This is a genomic window from Stutzerimonas stutzeri, assembly GCF_024448935.1.
GTDB classification, from domain to species: Bacteria; Pseudomonadota; Gammaproteobacteria; order Pseudomonadales; family Pseudomonadaceae; genus Stutzerimonas; species Stutzerimonas stutzeri_AO.
Genome location: NZ_JAMOIE010000118.1, coordinates 1 through 12,752 on the forward strand (window position 1 = coordinate 1; position 12,752 = coordinate 12,752).

The 12,752-nt window shown below is 65.2% G+C and carries 10 protein-coding genes; 9 read left to right on the forward strand and 1 reads right to left on the reverse strand.

What is annotated here, in order from left to right:
* Nucleotides 1-45 precede the first annotated feature (45 nt).
* From phnL to NA637_RS22360, 5 genes are read left to right on the forward strand one after another with little or no spacing between them, the layout of a single operon-like run.
* Nucleotides 46-747 (forward strand): phosphonate C-P lyase system protein PhnL, encoded by a 702-nt coding sequence (phnL, locus tag NA637_RS22340; RefSeq protein WP_256074729.1) that lies wholly within the window; start codon nt 46-48, stop codon nt 745-747.
* A complete protein-coding gene (locus NA637_RS22345; RefSeq protein ID WP_256074718.1) occupies nt 737-1,882 on the forward strand; it encodes an alpha-D-ribose 1-methylphosphonate 5-triphosphate diphosphatase in 1,146 nt (381 codons plus the stop codon). Before phnL ends, NA637_RS22345 begins: the two co-directional genes overlap by 11 nt.
* Before the next feature lie 23 nt (nt 1,883-1,905).
* The gene (gene phnN, locus NA637_RS22350) at nt 1,906-2,466 is read left to right on the forward strand and encodes a phosphonate metabolism protein/1,5-bisphosphokinase (PRPP-forming) PhnN (RefSeq protein ID WP_256074730.1); all 561 of its coding nucleotides are present in this window, start codon (nt 1,906-1,908) and stop codon (nt 2,464-2,466) included.
* The gene (gene phnP / locus NA637_RS22355) at nt 2,457-3,203 is read left to right on the forward strand and encodes a phosphonate metabolism protein PhnP (protein ID WP_256074722.1); all 747 of its coding nucleotides are present in this window, start codon (nt 2,457-2,459) and stop codon (nt 3,201-3,203) included. Before phnN ends, phnP begins: the two co-directional genes overlap by 10 nt.
* A 51-nt stretch (nt 3,204-3,254) precedes the next feature.
* Nucleotides 3,255-4,505 carry an MFS transporter gene (locus NA637_RS22360; protein ID WP_256074723.1) on the forward strand — a complete coding sequence of 417 codons (1,251 nt, stop codon included), beginning with the start codon at nt 3,255-3,257 and terminating at the stop codon, nt 4,503-4,505.
* A gap of 11 nt (nt 4,506-4,516) precedes the next feature.
* On the opposite strand, the gene NA637_RS22365 is transcribed toward NA637_RS22360, so the two are convergent.
* A complete protein-coding gene (locus tag NA637_RS22365) occupies nt 4,517-4,984 on the reverse strand; it encodes an Lrp/AsnC family transcriptional regulator (protein WP_256074724.1) in 468 nt (155 codons plus the stop codon).
* A gap of 241 nt (nt 4,985-5,225) precedes the next feature.
* On the opposite strand from NA637_RS22365, the gene NA637_RS22370 reads away from it, so the two are divergent.
* From NA637_RS22370 to NA637_RS22385, 4 genes are all read left to right on the forward strand, one after another.
* Nucleotides 5,226-8,711 carry an indolepyruvate ferredoxin oxidoreductase family protein gene (locus NA637_RS22370; RefSeq protein ID WP_256074725.1) on the forward strand — a complete coding sequence of 1,162 codons (3,486 nt, stop codon included), beginning with the start codon at nt 5,226-5,228 and terminating at the stop codon, nt 8,709-8,711.
* Between the two features lie 239 nt (nt 8,712-8,950).
* Nucleotides 8,951-10,042, forward strand: a complete 1,092-nt coding sequence (locus tag NA637_RS22375) for a Glu/Leu/Phe/Val dehydrogenase dimerization domain-containing protein (RefSeq protein ID WP_256074726.1) — start codon at nt 8,951-8,953, stop codon at nt 10,040-10,042.
* A 394-nt stretch (nt 10,043-10,436) separates the two neighbouring features.
* On the forward strand, nt 10,437-11,117 hold the full coding sequence (gene maiA, locus NA637_RS22380) for a maleylacetoacetate isomerase (protein ID WP_256074727.1): 681 nt from the start codon (nt 10,437-10,439) through the stop codon (nt 11,115-11,117).
* A gap of 79 nt (nt 11,118-11,196) precedes the next feature.
* Nucleotides 11,197-12,663, forward strand: coding sequence for a sodium-dependent transporter (locus NA637_RS22385; RefSeq protein WP_256074728.1), 1,467 nt, complete (start codon nt 11,197-11,199; stop codon nt 12,661-12,663).
* Nucleotides 12,664-12,752 lie beyond the last annotated feature (89 nt).

The following is a 12,752-nucleotide window of genomic DNA, read 5'->3' on the forward strand; positions in this document are numbered from 1 at the left end:
ACGCAGGCCCGACTTCAGCCCCTTTCCTATGTTGCGAGGCTACCCATGAGCCGCCCGATCGAGGTCCGCGACCTCCGCAAATCCTTCACGCTCCACCAGCAGCACGGGGTGACCCTCGATGTGCTGCGAGCGGTCAGCTTTACCGTCGACCCGGGCGAATGCCTGGTGCTGCACGGGCGCTCCGGTGCCGGCAAGTCGACACTGTTGCGTTGCCTGTACGGCAACTACCTGGCCACCGGCAGCATCCGCCTGTGCCATCGCGGCGAACTGCTGGAGCTGGTCGGCGCCGAGCCGCGGCAGCTGCTGGCAGTCCGCCGGGAAAGCCTGGGCTACGTCAGCCAGTTCCTGCGGGTGATTCCACGGGTGCCGTGTCTCGATGTGGTCATGGCGCCGGCGCTGGCGCGCGGCTGGGGCCGGGAACAGGCGCGGGCGCGTGCTGAAAGCCTGTTGACCCGGCTGAACATTCCCGAGCGGCTCTGGCAATTGGCTCCCGGCACCTTTTCCGGGGGCGAGCAGCAGCGCGTGAATCTGGCGCGCGGCTTCATGGTGCAGTGGCCGGTGCTGTTGCTGGACGAACCCACCGCGTCGCTGGACGAGGCGAACTGCCGGGTGGTGCTGGAATTGATCGCCGAGGCCAAGGCCGCAGGGGCCGCGCTGATCGGCATCTTCCATGACCGTGCCATACGCGAGGCGGTCGCCGATCGCTACCTGGACATGACCGCCGAGGCGCATCGCCATGCCTGCTGAACTGATTCTGAGCAACGCCCGAGTCGTCACCGCCGAGCGGGTGATCGAGGGCACGCTGGTGATCCGTGACGGGCTGATCGCCGAATTCGACGAAGGCAACAGCCGGCTGCCGCAGGCCCAGGATCTGGGCGGCGACTTCTTGATGCCCGGCCTGGTCGAGTTGCACACCGACAACCTGGAAAAGCACATGACGCCGCGCCCCGGTGTCGACTGGCCTTCGGCATCGGCGGTATTGACCCATGATGCACAGATTGTCGCCGCGGGTATCACCACGGTGTTCGATGCGCTGTCCATCGGTGACATCAACCCGCGCGGCAAGCGCATGCAGCAGCTGCCGGCCATGCTCGACGCCATCGCCCATGCCGAGGCCTGCGGAGACACCCGTGCCGAGCATCGGCTGCACCTGCGCTGCGAGGTCTGCCACCCGGATGCGCTGAGTCTGTTCCGTGACCTGGTGGAACACCCGCTGGTGAAGTTGGTGTCGGTGATGGATCATTCGCCGGGCCAGCGCCAGTTTGCCCAGGCGCAGAAGTACCGCGAGTACTACATGGGCAAGTACCAGCTCAGCGAGGCGGAGATGGATGCGTTCAGCGATCAGCAGATCGCCAATTCCAGGCAGTACAGCGACCGCCAGCGCCGCGCCATCGTCGAGATTTGCCAGGCCCGCGGACTGGCCCTGGCCAGCCACGATGACGCCACCCTGGCGCACGTCGAGGAGTCGGCCGGTTTCGGCATGGCGATCGCCGAATTCCCGACCACCTTCGAGGCGGCCGAGGCCAGCCACGCGCATGGGCTCAAGGTGCTGATGGGGGCACCGAACATCGTTCGTGGCGGCTCGCATTCGGGCAACATTGCCGCGGCTGATCTGGCCCGTCGCGGTGCGCTGGACATCCTCTCCAGCGATTACTATCCGGCCAGCCTGTTGCAGGCCGCGTTTCAGCTCGCGGCGCTGGGCAATGCCTTTGATTTGCCCAAAGCCATCGCCACGGTCAGTCTGGCGCCGGCGCAGGCGGCGGGCCTCGACGACCGCGGGCAGATTCGCCCCGGTTTGCGCGCCGATCTGCTGCAGGCAAGCGACAGGCATGGCATGCCGGTGGTCCGACAGGTATGGCGACAAGGCAGAAGGGTGTTTTGATGAAGAGCCGCATGACGGGACCGATGACGGGACGACTGATCTATCTGATGGGCCCATCCGGTGCCGGCAAGGACAGCCTGCTGCTGGCCGCCCGCGAGCCGCTGCTGGCACGCGGAGGCAGGATCGCCCGGCGCGTCATCACGCGTTCCGCCGAGGCGGTGGGGGAGGATGCCCTGGCGGTGACCGAGGCCGAGTTCGAGCGACGGCGCCGCGACGGCGCCTTCGCCCTGGACTGGCACGCCAATGGCCTGCATTACGGCATTCCCCGGCAGATCGATGAATGGCTGGAAGCCGGCCAAGATGTGCTGGTCAACGGGTCGCGAGGTTATCTGAGCGAGGCACGTGTGCGGTATCCGCAGCTGCAGGCGGTGCTGCTCACGGTGGCGTTGCCGGTGCTGCGCGAGCGTTTGCTGGTGCGGGGACGTGAATCGCTCGAAGAGATCGAGGCGCGCCTGGCCCGCAACCAGCAATTCCAATCGGCGGCAGAGCAGGACCAGGCGCAGCTGCTGGACAATTCCGGGCCGCTGGAGCAGACCGTGCAGCGCTTGCTGCAGTCGATCGATCAGGCCCGCGCATGCGCCTGACCATCCTTGGCAGCGGCAATGCCCGTCAGGTGCCGGTGTACAACTGCGATTGTGTGGCCTGTCAACGGGCGCGGCTCGACCCGGCCTGGCGCCGCGGCCCATGCTGCGCCTTGATCGAATGTGGCACACAGCGTTGGCTGATCGACAGCGGCCTGACCGACCTCACCGAGCGCTTCGCGCCTGGCACCTTGAGCGGAATCCTGCAGACCCATTACCACGCCGACCATGCGCAAGGCCTGCTGCACCTGCGCTGGGGGCTCGGGTCGCGCATTCCGGTACATGGCCCGAACGACCCCGAAGGCCTGGCCGATCTCTACAAGCATCCCGGCATCCTGGATTTTTCGGCGCCTTTCGAAGCACTGGAGCGTCGCGAGCTGGGCGAATTGAGCGTCACCGCCTTACCGCTCAATCACTCGAAGCCGACCCTGGGCTATCTGTTCGACGGGATGGGACGGCGCATCGCCTATCTCACGGACACCTTGGGCGTGCCCGACGCCAGCTTGAGCGTGTTGCGCCAGCAATCGCTGGACCTACTGGTGCTGGACTGCTCGAGCCCGCCCCAGGCGTCACCGCAAAACCACAACGACCTGACCCGGGCGCTGGCGGTGATCACCGAGTTGCAGCCGGAACATGCGCTGCTGACCCATATCGGTCACACCCTGGACGCCTGGTTGATGGACAACCCCGACGCGTTGCCGAGCGGAATCGGCCTGGCCTGGGACGGTCAGTCTCTGTGAGGCGCTGGGTGCGTTTCGCTACAGGCAGTTCGCCGCAATGATGGATGCCAAATGAATCCGACCCATGCGTCGCCGCCCGATCCCGAAGCGAGCCCGGCTGCGCGCCGCCTCACCCTGGTGATGTGCCTCGCCGAAACCCTGGGCATGGCGGGTTTTGCGCTATTCGCCGCGTTGCTGCCTGAGTTCCAGCTGCTCTGGGAGCTGGACAACACCGAAGCGGGCTGGATCGGCGGGGGATTCTTTCTTGGCTACATGCTGGCGGTGCCGGTGCTGACCGGGCTGACCGATCGCCACGATGCGCGGCTGATCTACCTATGGGCGATGCTGCTGACCGCATTCGCCAGTGCCGGCTTCGTGCTGGCCGATGACTTCTGGTCGGCGTTGCTCTGGCGCGTGCTGGCCGGCACCGGTCTGGCCGGCACCTACATGCCGGGGCTCAAGGCCTTGTCCGAGCGCATCGAAGGTCCCGCGCAGTCGCGGGCCATCGCGTTTTACACCGCCAGTTTCGGGCTCGGCACGGCACTTTCCTTCCTGCTCGCTGGCGAACTGGCCAAGCTTGGCGGCTGGCAGGTGCCGGCACTGCTCAGTGGGGGTTGCGCGCTGCTGGCCTGGGTGATGGTGTGGCGTGGGTTACCGTCCAAGCCGCCTGCGAAGCATGAGCCTCGACGCCTGCTGGACCTGGCGCCGCTGATGGAGCGCCCGGTCATCGCTTACTGCCTGGCTTATACCATGCACAATCTTGAGCTGTTCGCCTTCCGTGCCTGGCTGGTGGCCTTCATCGTGTTTGCCGGTGACTGGCAAGGCCAGCCGACTTGGCTGGGCGGGACCTGGGTGGCCATGATTGCGACGTTGATAGGGATGCCGGCCAGCATCCTTGGCAACGAGATGGCGATCCGCTTCGGTCGCCAGCGCTGGCTGACAACGTTGATGCTGCTTTCCGCCTTGCTGGCAGCACTGATCGGGCTCGGCGCCGCGTTGCCGTTCTGGGCGCTGCTGACGTTGGTGCTCTGCTACACCCTCACGGTGACCGCCGACTCGGCCGCGTTGACCGCCGGCCTGGTGGTCGCTGCACCCGCCAGCCATCGCGGCGCCGCGATGGCGCTGTACTCCTGCACCGGATTTACCGGTGCATTCCTCGGGCCGTTGCTGTTCGGCATGGTGCTCGATGCGCTGGGCGACGACCAGCTATTGGGCTGGTGGGCGGCCTTCGCCTTGATGGGCCTTTTGCTGTTGATCGGGCCGCTGGCGCTGCGCTGGGCGAATCCTCGTTTCGGCATGCGGCCGCAGCCTCACCAGGCCTGATCCTTCCGCGCTCAATCCAGCGGCAACTCCGTGGTCCGCTTCACCTCGCTCATGGCGATATGCGAATGCGCTTCCTGCACATGGGGGCGCTGCAACAGTTGATCCCGCAGAAAACGCTCATAACTGTCGATGTCCTTCGCCACCACCTTCAGCAGGTAATCCGACTCGCCCGCCATGGTGTGGCATTCCAGCACCTCGGGATAACCCACCACCGCCCGCTCGAACTCGTCGAGGTTGCTGCGCCCGTGGGCGGAGAGCTTGATGTTGACGAACACCGTCATGTTCAGCCCGAGCTTCTTCGGGTTGAGCAGGGCGACCTTGCGCTCGATCAGCCCTTCCTCCTGCATGCGGTGGATGCGCCGCCAGCAGGGCGACTGCGACAGTTCGACCTTCTCGGCGATCTCCGCGGCGGACAGGTCGGCGTTGTGTTGCAGCAGCAGCAAAATCTTGCGGTCGATGCTGTTTAGCGGGGTCTGCATGGTTGTGCCTGTTTTGTTATTGTTTGCGAATGGATCATGCACCTGAAGGCCTTTACACCGCAAAAATAGAAAGAAAATCGCTCTGCGTCACGGCCAGACTGTCAATCGACACGCGACGGTGGGGTGATCCCCTGCCGATTGCCGGCATGGAGAAACAACCGTGCGGTTTCTCCATGACTGCGTCAGGCGGGTAGCGAACAACGCCACCCTGACTCCGATAACAACAAATCAGGAGCGATCCATGTCTCTGGCCGAGATCCGTCTGGACGACAAGTACCGGCTTGCAACCGGTCATCTGTACCTCACCGGCACCCAGGCGCTGACCCGCTTGCCGATGCTGCAGCATCAGCGTGATCAGGCCCGTGGGTTGAATACCGGTGGCTTCATCTCCGGCTATCGCGGCTCGCCACTGGGCGGGCTGGACAAGAGCCTCTGGGAAGCCCGCGATTACCTCAAGCAACAGGCCATCCACTTCCAGCCGGGCGTCAACGAAGAGTTGGCCGCCACCGCGGTGTGGGGCAGTCAGCAGACCAACCTGTTCCCCGGCGCCAGGTACGATGGCGTGTTCGCCATGTGGTACGGCAAGGGACCGGGCGTGGACCGCTCCGGTGATGTGTTCAAGCATGGCAACGCGGCCGGCGTCTCGCCCCATGGCGGTGTGTTGCTGCTGGCCGGTGACGACCACGGCTGCAAGTCCTCGACGCTGCCGCACCAGAGCGAGCATGCCTTCATCGCCGCCTCGATTCCGGTGCTCAATCCGGCCAACGTCCAGGAAATCCTCGACTACGGCATCATCGGCTGGGAGCTGTCGCGCTATTCCGGCTGCTGGGTGGCGCTCAAGACCATCGCCGAGAACGTCGATTCCTCCGCGGTGGTGGAAGTCGATCCGCTGCGCATGCAGACGCGTATTCCGGACGATTTCGAGCTGCCCGAAGACGGCGTGCACATCCGCTGGCCGGACCCGCCGCTGGCGCAGGAAAAACGCCTCAACCTGTACAAGATCTACGCCGCGCGCGCCTTTGCCCGGGCCAACAACCTGAACCAGGTGATGCTCGATTCGCCGAACCCGCGTTTGGGCATCATCACCACCGGCAAATCCTACCTCGACGTGCGCCAGGCGCTGGATGATCTCGGTCTCGACGAAGCGCTGTGCGCCTCGGTCGGCCTGCGGGTGCTCAAGGTGGGCATGAGCTGGCCGCTGGAGCCGGTCTCGGTACATGAATTCGCCCAGGGCCTGGACGAGATCCTGGTGGTCGAGGAAAAGCGCAGCATTCTCGAAGACCAGCTCACCGGGCAGCTCTACAACTGGCCGCTGGACAAACGCCCGCGCGTGGTCGGCGAGTTCGACGAGCAGGGCAATTCGCTGCTGCCGAACCTCTCCGAACTGACCCCGGCGATGATCGCCCGGGTGATCGCCAAGCGCCTCGCACCGATTTATTCCAGCGACAGCATCCAGGCCCGCCTGGCCTTTCTCGACGCCAAGGAAAAGGCCCTGGCCGCACGCAGCTACGACACCGTGCGAACGCCGCACTACTGCTCGGGCTGCCCGCACAACAGCTCGACCAAGATCCCGGAAGGCAGCCGTGCCGCGGCCGGCATCGGCTGCCATTACATGGCGCAGTGGATGGACCGGCGCACCGAGACTTTCACCCAGATGGGCGGCGAGGGTGCTGCCTGGATCGGCCAGGCGCCGTTCACCGACACCGCGCATATATTCCAGAACCTTGGCGACGGCACCTACTTCCACTCCGGCAGCCTGGCCGTGCGCGCCGCCGTGGCCGCCGGGGTCAACATTACGTTCAAGATCCTCTATAACGACGCGGTGGCCATGACCGGCGGCCAGCCCATCGACGGCGAGCTGCGCGTCGACCAGCTCAGTCGGCAGATCGCCGACGAAGGTGTCAAGCGCATCGCCCTGGTCAGCGACGAGCCGGACAAGTACCCGACCCGCGCCACCTTTGCGCCAATCACCAGCTTCCACCATCGTCGTGACCTTGATGCCGTGCAGCGCGAATTGCGTGAGTTCAAGGGCGTCTCGGTGATCATCTACGACCAGACCTGCGCCACCGAGAAACGCCGTCGGCGCAAGCGCGGCAAGCTCGAGGACCCGGCCAAGCGCGTGTTCATCAACCCTGCCGTGTGCGAGGGCTGCGGTGACTGCGGCGAGAAGTCCAACTGCCTGTCGGTGCTACCGCTGGAAACCGAGCTGGGGCGCAAGCGCGAGATCGACCAGAACGCCTGCAACAAGGACTATTCCTGCGTCGAAGGCTTCTGCCCGAGCTTTGTCACGGTGCACGGAGGCGGGCTGCGCAAACCGCAGGCCATGGCCGGTGGCATCGCGGGCGACCAGCTGCCCGAACCGCAGCATCCGTCGCTGGATCGCCCCTGGAATGTGCTGATCCCCGGCGTTGGCGGCAGCGGCGTGACCACTCTCGGCGCCTTGCTCGGCATGGCCGCGCACCTGGAAGGCAAGGGCTGCAGCGTGCTCGACCAGGCCGGCCTGGCCCAGAAGTTCGGCCCGGTGACCACTCATGTGCGCATCGCCGCCAGGCAGAGCGACATCTACGCCGTGCGCATCGCCGCCGGCGAGGCCGATTTGCTGTTGGGTTGCGATCTGGTGGTGGCGGCCGGAGAAGATTCGCTGACCCGCCTCAACGATCAGATCAGCCATGCGGTGATCAACAGCCATGAGTCGGCGACCGCCGAATTCACCCGCAACCCTGATGCCCAGGTGCCGGGCAAGGCCATGCGCGATGCGTTGATGGATGCGGTGGGCGCCGAGAAAACCCACTTCATCGACGCCACCCAGCTGGCCACGCGCCTGCTCGGCGACAGCATCGCCACCAACCTGTTCCTGCTCGGTTTTGCCTATCAGCAAGGGTTGTTGCCGCTGTCTGCCGAGGCCATCGAGAAGGCCATCAGCATCAACGGCGTCGCCGCAGAGCTGAACCAGCAAGCGTTCCGCTGGGGCCGTCGTGCGGCACTGGAGCGCGAGGTGGTCGAGAAGCTGGCGCGTCCGGCAAAAGCGGCCGAGCCTGGTCTGGCCGAACCGCTCTGCCAGACGCTGGAACAGATCGTCGACTGGCGGGTGGATTTCCTCACCCGCTATCAGAGCGCGGCCTATGCCAGGCGCTACCGGGCGATGGTCGAGCGCGTGCGGGCGGTGGATACCGCTGACGACCTGGCTCTGTCCAAGGCTGTGGCGCGCTACTACTTCAAACTGCTCGCCTACAAGGACGAGTACGAAGTGGCGCGGCTGTACAGCGAGCCGGAGTTCCGCCAGCAGCTCGAGGCGCAGTTCGAAGGCGACTACAGGCTGCAGTTCCACCTGGCACCGGCCTGGCTGGCCAAGCGCGACAGCACCACTGGCGAGCCGCGCAAGCGTGAACTCGGACCCTGGGTGCTGAACGCCTTCAACGTGCTGGCCAAGCTGCGCTTCCTGCGCGGTACACCGCTGGACGTGTTCGGCTACGGCCATGACCGCCGTGTCGAGCGCGAGCTGATCAGCGAGTACGAGCGCAACCTCGATCAGCTGCTGGCTCAACTGAAGCCGGGCAACTACCGCACGGCCGTAGCCATTGCTGCACTGCCGGAACTGATCCGCGGCTACGGCCCGGTGAAGGAGCGCTCCATCGCCAAAGCGCGGCAACAGGAGAAGTTGCTCAAGGAGCAGTTGCACCGCGGCGACGAGGTGCAGACCGTGCGGCTGTTCGAGCCGGCAGCCTGAGGCGCCCCGGCGCTGGGCGCTCGTCGAGTGGGTCCGAGGTGTTCGGTGGGCTAAAGCCCACCCTACAGAACTAGCGGAGTACAGGCTTTTGGTGGGCTGAAGCCCACCCTACGGCCAGGCCGCGACGACGAGCTGCAGCTTTGTGGGCTTTAGCCCACCGTTCACCAGTACGCCGCACAGAACATTGAAGGAGCCTGCACAGCAGGACTCTCGCACAGAACAACAAAGAGGAATCCGCAATGTCCGTCTTCAGCCATCCCGATTTCGATCACCACGAACAGGTCGTGTTCTGCCACGACAAGGCATCCGGCCTGCGCGCGATCATCGCCATCCACGACACCAGGCTCGGCCCGGCGCTGGGCGGCTGCCGGATGTTCCCCTACGCCAGTGACGACGATGCCGTGCGCGACGTGCTGCGCCTGTCCCGTGGCATGACCCTGAAGTCTTCCCTGGCCAGGCTCAAGCTCGGCGGCGGCAAGGCTGTCATCATCGGTGACCCGCACACCGGCAAGAGCCAGGCGCTGCTGCATGCCATGGGCGATTTCGTCGACAGCCTCGGCGGGCGCTACATCACCGCCGCCGATTCGGGTACCGGCGAGCCGGAAATGCAGGCCTTCGCCCAGCGCACCCGCCACGTCATCGGTGTGACGCCACGCACCACGCTCGACGGCAGCATCGCCAGTGGCGATCCCTCGTCGTCCACCGCGCTTGGTGTATTCGTCGGCCTGCGCGAGGCGGTGCGTCAGCGCCTGGGTCGTGACGATCTGAGCGGTCTCAAGGTCGCGATCCAGGGCGTCGGGCATGTCGGTCTGGGGCTGGCGCGGCACTTGAAACAGGCCGGTGCCGAGCTGTGGGTCTGCGACATCTTCGATGCCAACGTGCGTCAGGCCATGGAGGAGCTGGGGGCCAACGCGGTGCGCCCGCACGCCATCTACGGGCTGGACGTCGATGTGTTCGCCCCGTGCGCCATGGGCGGCATCCTCAACGCCGAAACCCTGCAGAGCCTGCGTGCGCCGGTGATCGCCGGTGCCGCGAACAACCAGCTGGCGAGCCCGGAGATCGGCGCCGAGCTGCAACGGCGCAACCACCTCTACGCGCCGGATTACGCGATCAATGCCGGCGGCATCATTGACCTGTACTACCAGCGCATCGGCGGCAGCGCGGCACAAAGCGATGCGCACATCAGAGGCATCGCAGAAACCCTGCGCGAAATCTTCGAGCGCGCTGCCAGCAGTGGCGAGTCCACTGCGATCGCCGCCGATCGATTGGCGCAGGAGCGGCTTGGCGGCGTGCACGCCGTACCCAAGCAGCCGCAGCGCCTGCAGGCGTAACGCGCATGAGGGTGGCCCGGTACCGCCCGTCTTGTTTTCGGCAGCCCGAGCCGTTCTGCCAGGGGAAGCGCAGTCGCCGTCGCGTTACCCGCAAAAGGGGTGGTGAAGCGGCGCAGTGCGACCAGCTGCCGCACCGCGCCGTCAGGTTTTCGTTACGCGCTCACCGACGCAACCTTGCATTGTGGCGCTCGCGACGAGCCGTAAAGAAACCCTTCCAGTCCAGGCGGGTCGAAGCAGCGAACGGTGCTTCCGGCGGGCTTGTGCGCCACGTCGGAGGGGGTTGTCATGGGGGCGACCAAGCCAATCCTGCGGCCTTGCCGGTCATTGATCGCCAGGGCTGCGGGGACGGTCGAAGCATATTGCCCGCCGCAGAAAAACAGGAACTGGGAGCGTTATGAGCAGTGAAACAACCACAACGGCCGGTTCGTCGCCCACGCTGAAACTCTACGGCTACTGGCGATCCAGCGCCGCCTACCGGGTCCGCATCGCGTTGAACCTCAAAGGCCTCGCGTTCGAGAACCTGCCCGTGCATCTGGTCAAGGACGGCGGCCAGCAGCGTTCGGCCGACTACAAGGCGCTCAATCCGCAGGGGCTGGTGCCGTTGCTGGTGGACGGCGACGAGCGCATCAGCCAATCACTGGCGATTCTCGAATACCTGGAGGAGGTCTTTCCGCTACCGGCTTTGCTGCCGGACGATCCGGCCGACCGCGCGCGGGTGCGCTCATTGGCGCTGCATATCGCCTGCGACCTGCATCCGCTGAACAACCTGCGCGTGTTGCAGTATCTCAGCGGCCCGCTGGGCATCGAGGACGAGGCGAAGCAGCAATGGACCCAGCACTGGATCCACACGGGCCTCGCGGGCGTCGAGCAGGGGCTGGCGACGTTCGACGGCAAGCTGTCACTCGGCAGACGGCCGGGTTATCTGGAAGCATGCCTGATTCCTCAGGTATACAATGCGCGCCGTTTTGCCTGTGACCTTAGCCAGTACCCGCGCATTCTGCAGATGACCGCGCAGTGCGAATCCCTCGAAGCCTTTGCCAACGCAGCTCCGCAGGTGCAGCCCGACGCTCAATAGGTTTATCCGCCTTGCACTCCGTCGCGTCACGCGCGCGGCGGGTTCGATTCCGTCACAGATAACAACAAACAGGTGACGCATGACCCGTGAAAAACCCAAGAACCTCTGGCTCTCCCGCTGGGGCTTCATTCTTGCCGCGACCGGCTCTGCAGTCGGCCTGGGCAATATCTGGAAATTCCCCTACATCACAGGACAATACGGCGGTGGCGCCTTCGTATTGATGTACCTGGCGTGCATCCTCGCCATCGGCATTCCGGTGATGATGACCGAGATCGCCATCGGCCGTCGCGGGCGCGGCAGCCCCATCGATGCCATTGGCAGAGCGGCCCGCGAAAACGGCAGCAGTTCCCTGTGGAAGGGCGTCGGCGGCATGGCCATGGCGGCCGGCTTCCTGATTCTCTGCTTCTATGTGGTCGTGGCCGGCTGGGCGTTCGCCTATACGGTGAAAATGCTCGACGGCTCGCTGGCAGCCAGCTCGGTCGACGGATTGGCGCAGGTGTTCGAGGCGCACAACGCCAATCCCTGGCAGCTCGGTGGCTGGAGCTTCCTGGTGGCGCTGCTGACACTGTGGATCGTGGCCAAAGGTGTACAGCAGGGCATCGAAAGCGCGGTGCGCTGGATGATGCCGGGCCTGGCGGTGATGCTGTTGATCCTGGTTGGCTATGCCTTCACCAGCGGCGGCTTCGATCAGGGTTTCGCCTTCCTGTTCAGCTTCGATACCTCCAAACTCACCGGTGAAGCACTGCTGGCCGCACTGGGCCACGCGTTCTTTACCCTCAGCCTGGCATCCGGGGCGATTCTGACCTACGGCTCCTACCTTCCCGACGGACAGTCCATCGCGCGGACCACCTTCATGGTCGCGATTGCCGATACGTGCGTGGCGCTGCTGGCGGGGCTGGCGATTTTCCCGATCATCTTTGCCAATGGCATGGACCCGACTGCCGGCCCCGGCCTGATCTTCATGAGCCTGCCGCTGGCCTTCCAGCAGATGCCGTTCGGCACCGTCTTCGGCACGCTGTTCTTCGCCATGGTGTCGATTGCCGCGCTGACCTCGGCCATCTCGATGATCGAAGCCACGGTCGCCTACCTCAACGAAAAGCACGGCGTCAGCCGGCTCAAGGCCGCCATCGGCGCCGGTGCGGTATTGCTGGTGATCAGCCTGCTGGCGATGCTCTCGTTCAATCTGATGGCCGGCTGGACGCCAATGGGCAAGAACTTCTTCGACTGGCTCGACTACCTGACCGCGCGTTGGATGATGCCGCTGGGCGGGATCTTCATCGTGATCTTGGCCGGCTATGCCCTGCGCAGCGAAATCATGCGTGACGAGCTGGATCTTCCGCCGCTGGGCTATGCGCTGTGGCTGTTCATGGTCCGCTACGTCTGCCCGGTGCTGATCACCATGGTGTTCCTGCATGCCCTCGGCTGGCTGGGCTTCGACCCGCTGGTGCGCTGGTACTGGATTGCCGGCGCCATCGGTGCGCTGACTGTCCTCGGCGAGGGGTTGCGACCTCGCGTTCTGCCGGCGCTGACTGGGCGCAACGCCTGATCGTCAGCAGAGACTCGATCCTGGCGACTAAGCGGCACTCTCCTACAAAAACGAGACCCGCATGCCGGCGAAGCCCTGCTCGAAGCATC